The following is a 16,881-nucleotide window of genomic DNA, read 5'->3' on the forward strand; positions in this document are numbered from 1 at the left end:
ATGAAAAAGCTTGCCCCTATCTTATTTTTGGCTATATCGGCACTTATGGGCTGTAAGCCGGCTGCGGTGGATTCCCCAGACTCCAAAAAAAAGAAATTCAATGGAGAAATAGTCTTTAAGATCGTTACAGAAATAGAAGACGAAGAACGATTTGACAACGAGTTGGAGGCCTATGGCAAAGCAGTGGACTCCATTCATTCCAAGGACACATCGTGGCCAGCTGTTGGGCCATTGATGAAAAAGTTAATTGACCCAAGAGACGATTACACCCGAAGCAACTCGTACTATAAGCCCAATTTCTTTACTTATAAGTACACTGACACATTGGTCACTTACAATTTTGAACGAGAATTTACAAAGTACAAGGTCATAATCAATACATTGACCCAAGATTATACCAAGTATAATAAAAAAACCAATAAAATTGTTAAGACCAAAAAGTATAAATTCCATACAAGCGATCTTCCCTATAAAGAGATGATATATAAAGACAGTACCAAAGTAATTCACGGCTTTGATTGTTATAAAGTACTGGTAGTGGAAGACGACCCAACGAGCGATACCGCTGGGATAAAAACTTATAAGGAAATGTATGTCACAAACGACATTCATAGTCTTTATCACCCAATACAATTGAGAAAGGAGTTTTTAGAGCGGTATTACCCCTTGGAGATCAAATACTATTCAGATTTTTTGAGGGACAAAATAACGTACTATTCTGCCGTGTCAATAAAAAGTACTGATTAACTAAGTTAAAAAATTGATAATAACAACGATGGACACCATGACGGAATTTTACCTAATAAAAATAGAGGTGAAGGCATACACTTAGGCGGAACTATAAATCAAACTTGGATATGGACAGAAACGGTAAATTTTTGAATGATATTTTATTAAGCCATTTAGTAAATGTACGAAATAGTAAAAAAGCACATAGTTGAGGAATATAAAAGTGACCATCATCTATTATTAAGCCTAATTAAATCGAATATAGGCATAAGGAAAAGTGAACATAAAAGTATATCCAAGTTTGGTGGTGCTCCATTACTACCAAGAAGATTTGATATTAAAGAATATTTAGAAAAGCCATTATCTTTTCTCTGTCAAATTTTCGTAGATGAATTTCAATCTCTTGATGAATATAAATACCTTAAAAAAGGAACAATTCTTTATTTCTTTATAAACCCTAATTTAAGTTACCCCATAAAAAAAGAAGACTTTAAAGTGTTTAGCCTACCATACCACAAAGATTTTTCGAAACATAAAGACAGTAATCAGTTAGTGTTTGATGAGCTATTTCTCGAATTTTTCTCTCATTATAACTTTCCTTCTTATCAAAGTTATGTAATGGAGAAAGTAGAGAAAGATAATTTTGAATTAGATGAAGAAATAGAGGAGATACAAGATTTCATAAACACATATAATAATTTAACCTTAGATTCTGAAGGCAGCCAGCTTTTTGGAAACCCTCAAGCTATACAAGGTACAGTTTCATTGCATTGGGCTATCAATTCTCTTAGGCTTAATTATAATTTTTCCGAAAAAGAATTACTAAAAATTCGAAAAGAAGAAGAAGAATTCATTCTATTGTTACAACTAGACGTATCAGATATAAAGTTTACTGAGGTTTTTGGAGATGGTGTATTCTACTTTGGAATAAAAAAGCAAGATATTGTCAACAATATTTTCAATAATATTGAATTGGTTTATCAATCTACATAATACTAAATTTCTACTGAATACATTATTGTTGAAAGTAAATACAATACATCTCAATTAAGTACCTTATCTGATGGTACTAAACAAATGAGCGATGCTTGGATACAAGGCAATAATAGATTGGTAAATGAAGTTGGACAAGATTTGGCCAATGACATTCTTGACGATGGTTATACAAGAGTCGTGGCAAGAATATTGCCAGATGGTTCTGTAACATACAAACAATTAGACAGTTCAGGCAACATCATCGGAGTATGGACACCTTAAAGCAAAATAAATTATGGTTAGAGACACAATAAAAGATAAAGACTATTTTAATGACTTTATAGACCGATTAAAGAAAAGTCAAGAAAAACGATATGAAAAATTTAGTAAAAACAGCATAAAAGAAGACAGAATACCTATTGTAAAATATGATATGAGCAATAATTACTTAAGGATGGTCATTGCTAAATATTCTAGAGGCGATAATATGTTCACCAACGAACTTCTAGTAGACATGCTGAACGCAATCAAACTATTGGACGAGAGTTGGTATAAAAATCATTCAGGCATAATACCCTCACAGAAAAACAGAGGGGTTTTTTTGAAACAATATGGACAGTCAAATTATATTTTTTTAATCGACTTACTTTCAATTTCTATATTATCTAATATCAAATTAAAGGATGCTATTCCAATAATAAAGTTTATAGATAATGATGGAGTAAAAGATTTTATATTCAATTTTTTAATTTCTTCTCTTGATGAAAATAGAAAACCAATGGAAAAGGAGAGTTATGAGGAGTTTTTTGGAATCAATGAGATGTATGGACGTTTAAAAACTATTATTAAGGAAACCGATAAAAACACGGCCGAAAAAGAACTTAAGTACTTTTTAGAAAACGAATGGTACGCCTCTTTTAAAAACACACCACTATACAATCAGCACAATACCCCGCATAACACCTATGCGGGGTATTGGTGCTTTATAGCTGCTGCCATCGTTAAAATAAAAGGTTTGGATGATAGTAGTTTTAGAGATAATAAATATTACCCAAAAGATATGTTAAGCCATGAAATGCAGAACTAAATTTTTATGTTTTTTAGTGCTTGTAAATTCTTTAGTTATTAAGGGCACAAGCTGAATCCATTGACCTCCCCAAAGGCAATGATGAGATAAAAATAAGAACTACCACCCCTTTTTTTAGTATATATATTGATGCAAAGGATAAGGTATATTTAGAAAAAGAACTTATAAATGTTTATGCTATTGCTAAAAAATTAAGTTATCTAAGCTATAAACTACCCGATTGGTTAAAACCAAGTGTTAAGATACATTTATATATGGATAAAAATGCAAATTACAGTACTTTAGATATTATTAAAACTCAATTGGCAAGTGTCCATTTTAAACAACTTTACTATAAAACAAATACCATTGAGGATAAGGATATTTTAAGAGGTATGTCTTGGATAAACTATCAATCTTTTTTTAAATTCAAAAGGCTAGAAAAAGTACTTACAGATAAGGAGATTGAAAACAACAATAGGTTAAATGATAGCCTGAGAAAGCTTGGTGAACTAAATGTTATTCCTCCACCCCCACCACCAATGCCCAACTGGTATTTTGACAATCTGCACAAAATATATTCGGACAATCAAGAGGCTATAGATGAGGCTCTAGAAGAACAATCCTATACCTGTACTTTATTGACAAACGAAGGCTTTATGACAGATACGGATATTGTGACAATGGAGAATACTGAAAAGCTGCAAGAACTGTTTTCGTCTTTCAATATTGTCTTTGTAAAATTTGATAAAGACCTAATTTACTCAAACTATTTTAAGGCTATAAAGGCCTTTAAAGAAATTGACACCACAAACAGAGGTTTTTTAGTTGAGCTGTCCAATGAAATTGTGGAAATTCATAAAACATCAGAAATTAATCTTTGTAATTAGAAAACGCTACGTAATAATGAGGTCATTCAAAAGCTACTAAATCTGGCAGTATATTTTTTATGAATAAGGCTTTAAATGGTATCATCGTAGCTGCATGGATAAAATCAACCAAACCATCATACTTATAACGATTTAATCGTAAATAAGTATGATGATTTTAATAATTTGAATCCTAATGCAATAATAGTGTATGATGAAATAATGATTCTATTTCCTTTTAAAGCAAGAATAGCTTTTGAATTCCAATTTTTCCAATTTTTCTGTAATCTTTAAGAATTAACTTCGACAAAAAGTACTATATTGATTTTTTAATTAAAACTCAAGACCTACTTATGCGTAGGTATTTTTATAAACAGAATTATCGTAAAATACATGTCTAAATCATACTACGACCCTGTCGACCTTAGAAAATTCGGAAATATAACAGAATGGAGTGAAGAACTTGGAAACAAGTTTTTTGATTATTACGGAAAAGTCTTTGAAGAAGGGGCATTAACTGCACGTGAAAAAGCATTAATCGCCTTAGCTGTAGCACACACAGAACAATGTCCTTATTGTATAGATGCTTATACTAAAGACACACTACAAAGAGGCGTAACCAAAGAAGAAATGATGGAAGCCATACATGTTGGCGCTGCCATAAAAAGTGGAGCCACGCTAGTGCATGGTGTGCAAATGATGAATAAAGTTAATAAACTAGACGGATAATTCTGTTGAAGATTGCTAATTTATGAATTCGCAGTGTTGCAATTCGTAAATGGTAAATCGTAATTCTTAAATCGAGATATGGCTACAAAGTCCCTACATAAACGCAAAAGCGATTTAGCAAATAGCAATAGACAGCTCGAAATACTTTCTAATGGTATTTTTCAAGATGGAGAGTTGCCTACGTTTAAAGCTAAGATTTCTGAAACCGATCAATTTCCCTTAAAAGCGAAGAAACTCGAAATACTTCAAATCAATGTGGGCTACATGTGCAACCAAGTCTGCGAGCATTGCCATGTAGATGCTGGTCCGGACCGAAAGGAAATTATGACTAAAGAAACTATGCAACAATGTTTGAAAGTTATTAAAAATACGGGAGCACACACGTTAGATTTAACTGGTGGCGCACCAGAAATGAACCCCAATTTTAGATGGTTTATTGAGGAAGCTGCAAAAGCTGGCATTAAAGATTTTATAGTACGCTCTAACCTCACTATAATTCGTGCTAATAAAAAGTATTACGACCTACCGGAGTTTTTCAAAAAGCATAATGTGCATGTGGTGAGCTCTATGCCACATTGGACTCGTGGAAAAACGGACAAACAACGCGGTGATGGTGTTTTTGACAAGTCCATAAAAGCATTACAAGAACTAAATGCTGTGGGTTATGGCATACCAGATAGTAATTTGCGACTAGATTTGGTTTACAATCCCTCAGGGGCATTTTTACCTGGTGACCAAGCATCAATGGAGAAAGATTTTAAAAAAGCATTGATAGAAGATTTCGGCATACAATTCCATAATCTATTTGCCATTACTAATTTACCAATTAGTCGATTCTTAGATTACTTAATTGCTTCGGAAAACTATGAAGATTATATGTATCAATTGGTTGAGGCTTATAATCCAGCAGCTGTTGCCAACGTTATGTGTACTAATACATTGTCTATAAGTTGGGATGGTTATTTATACGACTGTGATTTTAATCAAATGTTAGAATTGCCCGTAAACAGTAAGGTGAAGCATATTTCAGAATACAACGAAGATCTTCTTGAGGGTCGAAACATTGTAATTTCGCAACATTGCTATGGTTGTACTGCTGGCGCAGGAAGCAGTTGTCAAGGAAGTGTAGCCTAAAAAAGTAAACAGTTACAGTATGCAGTTCACCATCAAAAACAGAATCAATTCGTCGTTTCAAGCTCGTATGAGAAATTTCATTCTATTTTTGTGTGCTTGTTTTTCTTCCATTTCTTATGCCCAAGAAACGCTTTCCGACTTATTAAAAAAATACAATTCTGAAAGCATTCCATACATATCCGTACAAGAATTAGCAATGCCAAAAACGGAAGCTATACTTTTAGATGCCAGAGAAATTAACGAATATAAAACGAGCCATTTAAAAAATGCCATTCACGTTGGGCACGATAAATTCGATATTAAAACAGTTAAAACGCAAATTACAGATAAGTCAACTAAAATCGTGGTGTATTGTTCTTTAGGCATTCGTTCAGAAGATGTCGCTGAGAAACTCAAAAAAGGTGGATACACAAATGTTTTTAACCTATTTGGTGGTATTTTTGAATGGAAAAATAATGACTTCTCCGTCTATAATTCTGAAGGAGAAACAGAGAATGTACATGCATTTTCTAAAGATTGGAGCCAATGGCTTTTAAAAGGGAATAAAATATATGACTGATGCACTTGTAATTGTGTTTGTTAAGAACATAAAATTAGGAACTGTAAAAACAAGATTGGCCAAAACCATTGGAGATTATGGTGCTTTTGAGGTCTATTCAGAATTGGTGAAAATCACCGAAAAAGCAACATTAGAAGTAGATGTGGACACTCGTATCTATTTTTCCAATGCGGTTGTCGACACCAAATGGCCTAACACGTTTAAAACCATTCAAAATGGTGCTGACTTAGGCGAACGTATGCTAAATGCATTTAAGGATGGTTTTGAAGCAGGTTATAAACGCATCGTGTTGATCGGTTCGGATCTGCCAGATATTAATTCATCTCATATCAAAAAAGGTATTGACGCTTTAAAAAACAATACCATTGTTTTTGGCCCAGCAGAAGATGGTGGTTATTACCTCATCGGTTTATCTCAACTTAAAGAATCTGTTTTTGTAAACAAGCCTTGGAGTCAATCCAATCTATTAGAAATAACACTTAAAGAACTAGAAAAACAACAAACTAAAGTTGGCATTCTTAATACGCTAAATGATATTGACACGTATGAAGATTTAATTGCTTCAGACTTTTATAAATCGAACAAAAAACTACAAGAAAAAATACAGCAACTTAATGATTAAATTTATTACTGAAAGTACAGAATATCTTCAGGGCAAAGGTTTTGACAATCCCGAAGTTGGTATCATTTTAGGAACTGGGCTTGGTCAACTTATCAACGAGATTGATATTATTGCCGAAGCAAGTTATAACCACATCCCAAATTTTCCGACTGCTACTGTTGAGTTTCATAAAGGGAAACTGATTTATGGAAATTTAGAGGGAATAAAGGTCGTTGTAATGCAAGGCCGTTTTCATGTGTACGAAGGTTACACACTCCAAGATGTCACGTTTCCTGTTAGAATTATGGAAAAACTAGGTGTAAAAACCTTGTTGGTTTCTAATGCTGCAGGTGCCATTAATTTAGACTTTAAGAAAGGAGAATTAATGCTAATTGATGACCATATCAATCTACAAGGCAGTTCTCCTTTAGCTTTTAAAGGTGTTTCAGAATTAGGAGAACGATTTGCAGATATGAGCGCACCTTATGATGATGCAATAAATTCAAAATTCGAAAGCATAGCTACAGCTAATAATATAACATTACATAAAGGCGTGTATGCTTCTGTCGTTGGCCCTCAACTAGAAACCAGAGCGGAATATAGAATGTTAAAAATCATAGGTGCAGATGCTGTTGGCATGAGTACAGTTCCTGAAATTATAGTAGCCAATCATTTGGGGTTAAAAGCTGCTGCAGTATCCGTTTTAACGGATGAATGCGACCCAGATAATCTCAAACCCGTTGATATTGGCGAGATAATCGCTATGGCAACCAAAGCAGAACCAGACATGATAACATTGTTTAAAGAATTGATAAAAACCATATAAATAGTTTACAGTTGCAGTCACAGTTTTCGGTCTTACCATTACTGTAACTGTGACTGCGACTGAATACTTAAAAGAATGAGTTACTTAGAAACCACACATAACATATATAAAGAAGCTGCACTCATACCAGATGTTGGCTTATGTTGTACCACAAATCCTATTTGGGAACTACCCGGATTAAAGATTCCTAAAATTATGCAAGAGATGAACTATGGCTGTGGTTCTACGGTTCATGCACGCGATTTAACCAATAATCCCAAAATGCTTTATGTTGGCGTTGGTGGAGGTATGGAGCTGCTTCAATTCGCTTATTTCAATAGACAAAAAGGAGGTGTAATTGGGGTTGATGTTGTTGATGAAATGTTAGAAGCTTCTCGCAAAAATTTTAAAGAAGCTGAAGCGCAAAACGACTGGTTCAAATCTGAGTTTGTAGAACTTAAAAACGGAGATGCCATGAATCTACCTGTTGAAGATAACAGTATAGATGTAGCGGCTCAGAACTGTTTGTTCAATATATTTAAAGCTGATGATTTAAAAAGAGCCATTGCCGAAATGTACCGTGTGTTAAAACCACATGGCCGTTTGGTTATGAGCGATCCTACTTGCGAACAACCTATGAATGACGTATTGCGAAACGACGAACGTCTTAGAGCACTTTGCTTAAGCGGCAGTTTACCAATTGCAGAATACGTTAAAGCATTGACTGACGCAGGTTTTGGAACGATTGAAATTAGAGCACGTAAACCTTATAGAATTCTAGATCCTAAAACGTATCCAACAGAAGAATTAATTTATATAGAATCCATAGAAGTTGCTGCTATTAAAGACCCAATGCCAGAAGATGGCCCTTGTGTTTTTACAGGAAAAGCAGCAATTTACTTTGGAGATGAGGATTATTTTGATGATAAAGCTGGGCATGTTTTATTAAAAAATCAGCCCTTGGCTATTTGTGATAAAACAGCAGGTGTTTTGGCTAACTTAGATAGAAATGATATATTTATTAGTGAATCTACTTACCATTATGACGGTGGAGGTTGTTGTTGATTGCGCAAGACCTTTCGGGCATTGAAAACCTGAAAAGGTCTGAATTTAAAACTATGGAAAAACTGGAATCTGGTCATTATTATCATCTTTACAACAGAGGCAATAATAAAAAAGATATTTTCTTTGACTTAGGTAACTATGATTATTTTCTAAAACTATTGGGAAAGTACATCAAACCAATTTCAAATATTTATGCTTATTGTTTGATACCTAATCACTTTCATTTAGTGTTAAAAGTAAATGACAAAGTTGAGAACCCTTCCCAAGCCTTTTCAAATTTAATGAATGCATACACCAAAGCAATTAATAAAAGGTATAATCGATCAGGAAGTCTCTTTCAAAAACCGTTCAAAAGAATAAGAATTGAGAAGGAAAATTATTTTTTAAACTTGATAGTTTATATACATCTCAATCCGTTAAAGCACAATTTAAACACCCATTTCGAGAAATACAAGTATTTATCTTATTCAGAAATAGTCAATAACATTAATCAATTGGTAGATTCGAATAAAGTCATTGATCTTTTTAATGATAAAGAAAATTTTATAGCCGTTCACAAATTAAAAACTCACAATTTAGAAGATAATACTTTATCTTTATAGTAATTGAGACCTTTCAGGTTTTGAAAACCTGAAAGGTCTAGTTATAATATGCAGAAATACCTAGACATCATAAAAAAATCCTATTCCGATTACTGGAATTATCTCAAATATGAACTGATTGATCTCAATCATTGGGACAATTTTTTTTATGGCCTTATCGCTATTTCCTTTATAGTGTGGGTTTTAGAAATTGCTTTTCCTTGGCGAAAACAACAAGCTATATTTAGAAAAGATTTTTGGCTCGACACCTTTTATATGTTTTTCAATTTCTTTTTGTTAAATCTCATAGTTTTAATTGCACTATCCAACACAGTATCAGAACTATTTAAAGATGCTTTAAGTGGTGTTGGTTTATCTATTTCCAGCATTCAACTTTTTGATATTGATAACATGCCAAAGTGGTTGGGCTTACTCATATTTTTTCTGGTTTCAGATTTTGTACAGTGGAATACACATCGGCTTTTACATCGTGTTCCGTTTTTATGGAACTTCCATAAAGTTCATCACTCAGTAAAAGAAATGGGCTTTGCTGCTCATCTTCGCTATCATTGGATGGAGCCTGTTGTGTATAAATCACTGCTCTATATCCCGATTGCACTTATCGGTGGATTTGATGCGCAAGATGTAGCCATCGTGTATTTCTTTAGTATTGCCATTGGGCATTTAAACCATGCCAATTTAGGTTGGGGCTATGGGGTTTTAAAATACATCTTCAACAATCCTAAAATGCATATTTGGCACCATGCCAAAGGTTTACCAGAACATGTAAGGTATGGCGTTAACTTTGGACTAACCTTAAGTCTTTGGGATTATCTATTTAAAACTGATTTTGTGCCTTACGATGGCAGAGATATTGAATTAGGCTTTGATGGTGATGAAACATTTCCCAAGGATTTCGTAAGTCAGGAATTATATCCTGCATTCTCACGAAAGCGGGAATCTAATGAATAGAAATATCAAACATGAAATATCTTTCAATTTTAGTATTAGTATTGTTTATAACTTCATGTTGTGGAACAAAAAAAACTATTGAAACGCAACCAAAATCAACAAAAGATGTTGCAATTGTAACAGAAACTCCAAAAAATATTGAAATTTCAGAATCCAAAAATGATACTGATAAAACTACTGAAATGGTTGAAGTTGTGAATAACAATGGAAATACTATAGTTGAAGTTGAAAGCTATGAAAATGCTAAAGAAGCCCTTGAAAACCTAAACGCTGAAACACAGAACGATTCGGTAAGTAAAAAACTCACTTTTTATCAAAACACATCTAAGCCCGAAGGGTATTTACACGACTTGTTCGATGACCTTTTGCAAAAACATGTATCAGACGAAGGTAAGGTGGATTATAAAGGATTTAAAAATTCTTACAACGATTTAGTAGGCTATATTAAAGTCCTAACCTTGCTTTACCCAGAACTTAATGAGTTTTCAAAAGAAGAAAAACTTGCTTATTGGATTAATGCTTATAATGCCCTAACCATAGATTTAATCATTCGTAATTATCCTTTAGAAAGTATAAAAGACATCAAAGACCCATGGGACCAACGCCTCTGGAAATTTGGAAACAAATGGCAAAATCTTAACGATATTGAGCACAGCATTTTAAGAAATATGGATGAACCACGCATTCATTTTGCCATAGTTTGTGCTTCAGAATCTTGTCCTAAGCTTCAGAATAAAGCATTTACAGCAAGCAATTTAGAAGAACAACTTACTAACGCCACGCAAGAATTTATCTCTGATACGTCTAAAAATGAACTCTCAAAGGACAGAATAAAGCTTTCAAAAATTTTTAAATGGTTTGCTAAAGACTTTAAACAGAATGGAAGTCTGATTGACTTTTTAAATCAGTATTCAGAGGTTACAATTTCTAACAATGCTAAAAAAAGTTTTAAAGATTACAGTTGGGATCTAAATGATTAAAAAATCTCATTATTCTTAGGTGCTGAAATAAATTCAGCATCACAAAATTTATGAATAGAATCTCAATAATAATTCCTGTTTTAAATGAGTCAGCAACAATAAAAGATTTACTGTTTCACTTAATTGATAATGCGTCTTTAGATTCAATCTCTGAAATTATAGTAGTAGATGGAGGGAGCACTGATAGAACAAAAAAAGTAATTGAGGACTTAGATTTAAATATCACCCTTTTAGACTCAGAAAAAGGGAGAGCTAAACAAATGAATCTTGGTGCAAAAGAAGCAAAAGGCACTATTTTCTATTTTCTTCATGCAGATTCATTTCCCCCAAATCGATATGATAAATTTATTATTGGAGAAGTTAATAAAGGCAATAATGCGGGCTGCTTTAGAATGCAATTTGATAGCAATCATTGGTGGCTACGTTTAGCAAGTTGGCTAACTCAGTTTTCTTGGCGCGCATGCAGAGGTGGTGATCAAAGTCAGTTTATAACACGAGAGTTATTTGATGACATTGGTGGCTATGATGAAGACTATATCATTTACGAAGACAATATCTTAATTAACGAATTGTATAAACGTAAGCAATTTGTAGTCATAAACAAAAAAATAAGAACCTCAGCCAGGCTATACAAAAAAGTAGGTGTCTGGAAATTGCAATATCATTTTTGGGTTATTTATGTAAAGCGTTGGTTTGGGGCTTCAGCTGATGAGATGTTGGCTTATTATAAGAAGTATATTTCTTGATTGATTATTTATTCCTGCCTTTTTCATTTGGGTATAAATCTTTCAAAAGATCACTTTGAAAGATTTCTTTTGTTTCTATGTCTATCGCAGATAATTTTCCTGTAAAAGCAGCGCCAGTATCAATATTCCAAACATTAATGGCATTCATCGGTTCGTATGTATGATAATATAATGTTGGAGTATGACCTATATAAATTTCAGAATAGTGCTTAAGTCGATTTGGGTATAATTCTGAATTCTTTTGTATACGCTTGTCCATAGTACGCGCCATTTCCCACAAAGTACGGTCAAAATAAAAAGTCTCTTTATGAGTCTCCCGCTCTACTCCATGCATCGACGTGAACCCAGCATGAACAAATAGTCTATTTTTACTATCGATATGATATAAAGGCATAGCTTCGAAAAAATTAAGGTGTGCTCTTTTCTGTTCTTCCGAGAAACCAGTATAGCTTTCTATGGTTTCTTTTCCTCCATGTTGAAACCATACTTCATTTATAAAGCTAGAAGCCAACCACTCCTCACTCCAAACGTCATGATTCCCTTTTATAAAAACACATTCATTGGTTTTAGAAAGCTCAATTAAGTATGTGATAACCTGAGCAGATTCACTCCAACCATCTACATAGTCTCCTAAAAAAACAAGTGTATCATTTGTGGTAAACTGAGCTCTCTCCAAAACTTGAATTAGTGCTCTTAATCCTCCATGAATATCCCCTATCGCTAGTGTTCGCATAAATTTTAATTTTCACAAAATTAAGGATAAGATACTGAGATACCGAAACAAGTTCGGCATTAATTCAACCAGTAAAATCACCTATGGGTATAGCTCTTGTTTGTTTTGGGTCTCATTAAAAATACTGCCCTATACCAAACACCAAACCTTGTGTTGAGTCCGGTGTAACACCAACACCATAATCGATTCTAAAAATGGCATTGAATATTTTCTTGTGAATAAATCGCAGTCCCAAACCTGGATAAACTCTTAAGTTTTGAGAATCCGCAAAATCACCCAAGTCACCACCTGGATTTCTCCAACTTCCGGCATCTACGAAAGCATTGCCCTGAAGTGAAAACCAGCCTTTTTCATATAAGGTATACCTATACTCTGTATTTAAAACTATTGCCGCTGTGCCACGATCTATAAGATTACCAACACCTCTAATGTTTAAGTTATTATCCACGGCAAACGGTGCAAAAGGCGTTTCATCGTTTGTTGCCAGTCCAAGTCGTAATCGATTCGCCCAATTTCCTCGTTTTCCAAATCGCTTAAAGTATTGAAAGTCATTCCAGCCAATTAAAAAATCTGGCAACATATCATCATCTGTAGAATGCACATATTGAAAATTAAAGATGCTTCGGAAGCCTTCTACATACTGATAATCGTAATTAAGATTATTGTATTCATAAATCAGTTTGTACAACATTTTATCTACCACTAACGCTTGTGGTACATTTGGATTCGTAGCACCAGACTTATACTCATAATCTTCAGTAAAGAAATTAACCCCAAATTCTAAACGATTTGTAAAATTGAATTGATACAAACCTAATACCTCAAAGGACTCATTATTGTAACGATAGTCTGCTGTAGTATTATCAAAGAACACAGGTTCTTGTGTCGTTAAATTTTGAAAATTGACAGCCAATCCTAATTTCCTTGAAAATAAAAAGGGAGCTCTGAAATTTATCGCATAAGAATCGTAAATATCTTTTTGGTAAAAGCCCCCAAAAGTAATGTTTTGCCCAAATAAATTAAACTCATATAATCCTAGTCGATAGGCAAACTCGTCATCATTGGTGGTGTATACATTGGCAGATGGAATGATTGTGAAATTCTCTTCTATATTATAAAACACATTAAACTCATTAGGTTCAATAGCAGGAAACACTTGATAAGACGCATGAGCAATAGATGGCAAACGCTTAAGTAATCTAATATCTTCCTCAATAAGAGAGGAGTCTAATACGACACCTGACTTTATAAAAGCAATTTTCTTTACAAATGATGTTTTTAGTTTTTTGTTTCCTTGAATTTTTAAATCAGCAACTTTATACTCTTGGGCATTAGCAAAAGATACCAATAGAAATAATAAAACTGAAAGGTGTTTCATGTGATGGCTATTACTACACTTTGTCGCTAACCTCACATAACCTTACTAATTTTTAAATTTTATTATTCTGGTTTATAATAGGTTCGGATAATTTTCTCTACAGGCTTATTCTGAGGTGTGAACATTGAGTCGTCTTCACCTCCAACTTTATCGTATTCTATAAACCATTTCCAAATAAAACCTCCTGCGAACCAATCCTCTTTCCAAAAGGTTTCATAGAGTGCTTTTGTTGTATTGACTTGAGCTTCTAAATTAACATCGGTCATTTTATGGTCAGATACCCATGGCTCTCTACCAGCATAATCAACACTTCTATAACCATACTCAGTAAATAGAATGGGTTTCTTATGTTCTTTAGCCATTTTTTCAATAATCGGTTTATGAGTTTTCCAACCTTTCAAACAGGTTTCAAAAGTTGGTGTTTTCTCATCACTTACAGGAAAATAGGCATCTACACCTATATAATCTAGCTGATCCCAGAATGGTGTGCGTCTAAACTCATCCCAATTAGCAGCATAGGTGAGCTTACCTTTATATATAGTTCTAATTTTAGCAATTAAATTAGTCCAATACTCTGGTCTGTATTTTACAAATAGTTCTAGTTCCGTTCCTATACAAAATATCTCTGCTTTCGTCTCTTTTGCTAGTTCTGTATATTCAAGAATAAAGCTCGTATATGAATCTTCGAGCGCTTTCCAATCGTCTTCAGAAGTCATCATTATATTACCTGTAAACTCACCTCTCCAAACCCAAATCTGGGGTTTTATCATTATTTTAATATTTTGCCTGCGCAGCTCTTCAATATACTGTCTGGCACCTGCTCTGGTTTCACCAAACCATTGTCTATCTGTATTATGAACAATATCTGGATGTTCTAGGTTTTTTATAAACCCAAAGGGCATTATTGCGGCAAAATTAGCATTAACATTTACGACTGGCTTAACATGAGATCGGTCAGCTTCAATTGCTGCAGCGACAAAACTGATACCATTAATCTTTTCCTCTTGTCCATTACAAGCGGATAACGCAATGAGTAAAACACAAAAAAATAGGCACTTAAAAATTCTCATAAGAGTTTTATTAAGATCCTAATTTATATAAATCCTAGAACAAAGCTCTTAAACCTATATTAAATGTTTGCCCCAAACCTGTGTCGTTGCCTCTAATAAAATTTGAATATAAGAACTCTATATTCAGTTCGTCAGTTAATTGGTATTTAGCACCACCACCAAGAATAGTTGCATCTTGGCTAAAATCATTAAACCCATCATCATTTCCTCCAAACGAAACCAATTGTATATGTTGTACCAGACCAAGTACAGTAAATTTAGAGCTCGGAAAATAGCTCAAAAACACGCCTGGTATTAAACGTAGGCTATTATAAGCAAAGCTATCCTGGTCACCAAAATTATATTCTGTGTTTAGCTCTGTAAATAATTGCCAATCACCACCAGCAAAACTGTAGTCGTAAAAGAATCGGTTTTGAAAAATAAAGCCGCCTTGGTCTAAGAAAACTCCATCCTCTGTTTCATTATCAATTAGAGGAATGTGAAATGCAGTCTGAATGGTAAAATTACTCACATTTTTTAGGGGATTAAACTTGATGGCTGGTGCAAATGATGTAAAGCCCGAACGCGCAGAACCACGCTCACCATCAAACGAAAACACATCTAAAGCATCTCTACCTCCAATGGCGTTAGAACGAAATTCTAACAGTAGACCCATATTAATTCGATTATTATCTGAAATACCAGTAAAAATATCAACTGTTGATGTAAAAAAGGTATTTCTGGGAATGTCTTGTTCCTCTCCACTTGGACCAAACAGGTCACGAGTTTCAGTATAAAGGTTATTAAACCATTTTATATCCCATTGTCCTTTTTTTAGTAAAATCGATGGTGTGTATTCTTGAATTACACTTTTTTGAGAGTCTTCATCTTCTTGAGAAAACCCTGTAAAAGAGATTATTAACACAAATACTAGTATACTTATCTTTTTCATTATTGCTGTTTTTATGTTCCCACACTTTGTCTGCGCTCAGTGTAAAATCTGTTTGTTTTTAGTTTTAGTAGGTTATTAATGAGAATTTTATTTCCATCGGAATGACAAAATCATTGCTTATTTAAACTCCAGTTGTAAGTGAAATAACCCAACTTGTAGTTATCAGGAATTTGCTCTGTTCTGTACTTATTTATAAAATCGATTTCGGTCATTCCATCCATGGTGAAATCTTCTTTATACCATTTCATAATTTCAGAGACTTCTACTTTTTTCTTTTTTGTATTTACTTTTAAAAAATTACCATTCAATGCCTTTTTAGTTTGAGTATCTAACTGAGAATTCAATATGTTTGGCAAGTAAGCTTTGTTAATTAGTGGTGGACAACCCACAGCGCCACAAACTAACACAAAATGAAAGCGTGCATCCTTAAACTTTGCTCTAAGCAATTTATTTTCTATGTCATTTAATGTAATGTGCTTTCCACCTAAACTATATTTGGTCTTGTCAAAAAATCCTTTATTATCTAATGGTGATTTTGTCGGGTAGTTATCTATAATACCTTTTATAGTAGCAATATTATAGGCGTTAATCCAAAATGCCTGGTAGTTCTTGGCATCAGAAGTTTCAATTGAAATATCTTTAGCAATCCTTAAAATTTCGTCTAAAGTTGATTGATCTTCATGTATGGCTCCATAACCCACTTTTCCATTTTTAACATGAGTTTCTAAAAATACATTTGTCTTTAAAAAGAAGGTTTCTAAATCTTGAGCACTGATTATACCCATAAACAATAATGCAACATATAAAGGGTGTTTTTTCATGATTTCTATATTTTATTCCACAAAGTAATGGCACTTATGTCGCATAAAATGTTAGGTAACTTACATTGTGAAAAAAAGATTTTCACCGTCTTAATTAATTATAAAACCTTACAAATCCTTTTTAATTTAAAATCTAT

20 protein-coding genes are annotated in these 16,881 nt (G+C 33.5%); 15 read left to right on the plus strand and 5 right to left on the minus strand.

Annotated elements, in window-relative coordinates; translation table 11 throughout:
* From KCG49_RS09090 to KCG49_RS09160, 15 genes are all read left to right on the plus strand, one after another.
* Positions 1-747: a hypothetical protein gene (locus tag KCG49_RS09090; RefSeq protein ID WP_218546010.1), complete on the plus strand. Its 747-nt coding sequence runs from the start codon at positions 1-3 to the stop codon at positions 745-747.
* Between the two features lie 162 nt (positions 748-909).
* A complete protein-coding gene (locus KCG49_RS09095) occupies positions 910-1,722 on the plus strand; it encodes a DUF1963 domain-containing protein (protein ID WP_218546011.1) in 813 nt (270 codons plus the stop codon).
* A gap of 84 nt (positions 1,723-1,806) precedes the next feature.
* A complete protein-coding gene (locus tag KCG49_RS09100; protein ID WP_256259932.1) occupies positions 1,807-1,986 on the plus strand; it encodes a hypothetical protein in 180 nt (59 codons plus the stop codon).
* A gap of 13 nt (positions 1,987-1,999) precedes the next feature.
* Positions 2,000-2,791, plus strand: a complete 792-nt coding sequence (locus tag KCG49_RS09105) for a PoNe immunity protein domain-containing protein (RefSeq protein WP_218546012.1) — start codon at positions 2,000-2,002, stop codon at positions 2,789-2,791.
* Between the two features lie 254 nt (positions 2,792-3,045).
* Positions 3,046-3,660 carry a hypothetical protein gene (locus tag KCG49_RS09110; protein ID WP_218546013.1) on the plus strand — a complete coding sequence of 205 codons (615 nt, stop codon included), beginning with the start codon at positions 3,046-3,048 and terminating at the stop codon, positions 3,658-3,660.
* A 372-nt stretch (positions 3,661-4,032) separates the two neighbouring features.
* Entirely contained in the window at positions 4,033-4,368 is a 336-nt protein-coding gene (locus KCG49_RS09115; RefSeq protein ID WP_218546014.1) for an arsenosugar biosynthesis-associated peroxidase-like protein, read from the plus strand.
* A 78-nt stretch (positions 4,369-4,446) separates the two neighbouring features.
* Positions 4,447-5,502, plus strand: a complete 1,056-nt coding sequence (arsS, locus tag KCG49_RS09120) for an arsenosugar biosynthesis radical SAM (seleno)protein ArsS (RefSeq protein ID WP_218546015.1) — start codon at positions 4,447-4,449, stop codon at positions 5,500-5,502.
* 67 nt (positions 5,503-5,569) lie between these two features.
* Positions 5,570-6,061 (plus strand): rhodanese-like domain-containing protein, encoded by a 492-nt coding sequence (locus KCG49_RS09125; protein WP_218546164.1) that lies wholly within the window; start codon positions 5,570-5,572, stop codon positions 6,059-6,061.
* Positions 6,054-6,683: a TIGR04282 family arsenosugar biosynthesis glycosyltransferase gene (locus KCG49_RS09130; protein ID WP_218546017.1), complete on the plus strand. Its 630-nt coding sequence runs from the start codon at positions 6,054-6,056 to the stop codon at positions 6,681-6,683. Before KCG49_RS09125 ends, KCG49_RS09130 begins: the two co-directional genes overlap by 8 nt.
* Positions 6,676-7,488 (plus strand): purine-nucleoside phosphorylase, encoded by an 813-nt coding sequence (locus KCG49_RS09135; protein ID WP_218546018.1) that lies wholly within the window; start codon positions 6,676-6,678, stop codon positions 7,486-7,488. Before KCG49_RS09130 ends, KCG49_RS09135 begins: the two co-directional genes overlap by 8 nt.
* A 75-nt stretch (positions 7,489-7,563) precedes the next feature.
* The gene (gene arsM / locus KCG49_RS09140; RefSeq protein ID WP_218546019.1) at positions 7,564-8,532 is read left to right on the plus strand and encodes an arsenosugar biosynthesis arsenite methyltransferase ArsM; all 969 of its coding nucleotides are present in this window, start codon (positions 7,564-7,566) and stop codon (positions 8,530-8,532) included.
* 53 nt (positions 8,533-8,585) lie between these two features.
* Positions 8,586-9,134, plus strand: coding sequence for a transposase (locus KCG49_RS09145; protein ID WP_256259933.1), 549 nt, complete (start codon positions 8,586-8,588; stop codon positions 9,132-9,134).
* A gap of 48 nt (positions 9,135-9,182) precedes the next feature.
* On the plus strand, positions 9,183-10,085 hold the full coding sequence (locus KCG49_RS09150; RefSeq protein WP_218546020.1) for a sterol desaturase family protein: 903 nt from the start codon (positions 9,183-9,185) through the stop codon (positions 10,083-10,085).
* Positions 10,086-10,096: 11 nt separating this feature from the next.
* A complete protein-coding gene (locus tag KCG49_RS09155) occupies positions 10,097-11,065 on the plus strand; it encodes a DUF547 domain-containing protein (protein WP_218546021.1) in 969 nt (322 codons plus the stop codon).
* Between the two features lie 50 nt (positions 11,066-11,115).
* The gene (locus KCG49_RS09160) at positions 11,116-11,811 is read left to right on the plus strand and encodes a TIGR04283 family arsenosugar biosynthesis glycosyltransferase (protein WP_218546022.1); all 696 of its coding nucleotides are present in this window, start codon (positions 11,116-11,118) and stop codon (positions 11,809-11,811) included.
* Between the two features lie 4 nt (positions 11,812-11,815).
* Here the strand turns inward: KCG49_RS09160 and KCG49_RS09165 are convergent, their stop codons facing one another.
* The 5 genes from KCG49_RS09165 to KCG49_RS09185 form a co-directional block, all read right to left on the minus strand.
* Positions 11,816-12,544 carry a metallophosphoesterase family protein gene (locus KCG49_RS09165; RefSeq protein ID WP_218546024.1) on the minus strand — a complete coding sequence of 243 codons (729 nt, stop codon included), beginning with the start codon at positions 12,542-12,544 and terminating at the stop codon, positions 11,816-11,818.
* Positions 12,545-12,659: 115 nt separating this feature from the next.
* On the minus strand, positions 12,660-13,922 hold the full coding sequence (locus KCG49_RS09170; RefSeq protein ID WP_218546025.1) for a POTRA domain-containing protein: 1,263 nt from the start codon (positions 13,920-13,922) through the stop codon (positions 12,660-12,662).
* A 62-nt stretch (positions 13,923-13,984) separates the two neighbouring features.
* Positions 13,985-14,992, minus strand: a complete 1,008-nt coding sequence (locus tag KCG49_RS09175; protein ID WP_218546027.1) for a glycoside hydrolase family 113 — start codon at positions 14,990-14,992, stop codon at positions 13,985-13,987.
* A gap of 34 nt (positions 14,993-15,026) precedes the next feature.
* Complete coding sequence (locus tag KCG49_RS09180; protein WP_218546029.1) at positions 15,027-15,923, minus strand: transporter; 897 nt, start codon at positions 15,921-15,923, stop codon at positions 15,027-15,029.
* A gap of 110 nt (positions 15,924-16,033) precedes the next feature.
* Positions 16,034-16,744 (minus strand): DUF547 domain-containing protein, encoded by a 711-nt coding sequence (locus KCG49_RS09185; protein ID WP_218546031.1) that lies wholly within the window; start codon positions 16,742-16,744, stop codon positions 16,034-16,036.
* Positions 16,745-16,881: the final 137 nt, after the last annotated feature.

Origin of the sequence: Winogradskyella luteola, assembly GCF_019203985.1 — a bacterium.
Taxonomy (GTDB): Bacteria; Bacteroidota; Bacteroidia; order Flavobacteriales; family Flavobacteriaceae; genus Winogradskyella; species Winogradskyella luteola.

Coding starts and splice junctions, on each gene's coding strand:
- KCG49_RS09105 (WP_218546012.1), top strand. CDS start 2,000: ATGGTTAGAGACACAATAAAAGATAAAGACTATTTTAATGACTTTATA.
- KCG49_RS09090 (WP_218546010.1), top strand. CDS start 1: ATGAAAAAGCTTGCCCCTATCTTATTTTTGGCTATATCGGCACTTATG.
- KCG49_RS09095 (WP_218546011.1), top strand. CDS start 910: ATGTACGAAATAGTAAAAAAGCACATAGTTGAGGAATATAAAAGTGAC.
- KCG49_RS09165 (WP_218546024.1), bottom strand. CDS start 12,544: ATGCGAACACTAGCGATAGGGGATATTCATGGAGGATTAAGAGCACTA.
- KCG49_RS09155 (WP_218546021.1), top strand. CDS start 10,097: ATGAAATATCTTTCAATTTTAGTATTAGTATTGTTTATAACTTCATGT.
- KCG49_RS09130 (WP_218546017.1), top strand. CDS start 6,054: ATGACTGATGCACTTGTAATTGTGTTTGTTAAGAACATAAAATTAGGA.
- KCG49_RS09110 (WP_218546013.1), top strand. CDS start 3,046: ATGGATAAAAATGCAAATTACAGTACTTTAGATATTATTAAAACTCAA.
- KCG49_RS09170 (WP_218546025.1), bottom strand. CDS start 13,922: ATGAAACACCTTTCAGTTTTATTATTTCTATTGGTATCTTTTGCTAAT.
- KCG49_RS09125 (WP_218546164.1), top strand. CDS start 5,570: ATGAGAAATTTCATTCTATTTTTGTGTGCTTGTTTTTCTTCCATTTCT.
- arsS (WP_218546015.1), top strand. CDS start 4,447: ATGGCTACAAAGTCCCTACATAAACGCAAAAGCGATTTAGCAAATAGC.
- KCG49_RS09115 (WP_218546014.1), top strand. CDS start 4,033: ATGTCTAAATCATACTACGACCCTGTCGACCTTAGAAAATTCGGAAAT.
- KCG49_RS09100 (WP_256259932.1), top strand. CDS start 1,807: ATGAGCGATGCTTGGATACAAGGCAATAATAGATTGGTAAATGAAGTT.
- KCG49_RS09145 (WP_256259933.1), top strand. CDS start 8,586: ATGGAAAAACTGGAATCTGGTCATTATTATCATCTTTACAACAGAGGC.
- KCG49_RS09135 (WP_218546018.1), top strand. CDS start 6,676: ATGATTAAATTTATTACTGAAAGTACAGAATATCTTCAGGGCAAAGGT.
- arsM (WP_218546019.1), top strand. CDS start 7,564: ATGAGTTACTTAGAAACCACACATAACATATATAAAGAAGCTGCACTC.
- KCG49_RS09160 (WP_218546022.1), top strand. CDS start 11,116: ATGAATAGAATCTCAATAATAATTCCTGTTTTAAATGAGTCAGCAACA.
- KCG49_RS09150 (WP_218546020.1), top strand. CDS start 9,183: ATGCAGAAATACCTAGACATCATAAAAAAATCCTATTCCGATTACTGG.
- KCG49_RS09175 (WP_218546027.1), bottom strand. CDS start 14,992: ATGAGAATTTTTAAGTGCCTATTTTTTTGTGTTTTACTCATTGCGTTA.
- KCG49_RS09185 (WP_218546031.1), bottom strand. CDS start 16,744: ATGAAAAAACACCCTTTATATGTTGCATTATTGTTTATGGGTATAATC.
- KCG49_RS09180 (WP_218546029.1), bottom strand. CDS start 15,923: ATGAAAAAGATAAGTATACTAGTATTTGTGTTAATAATCTCTTTTACA.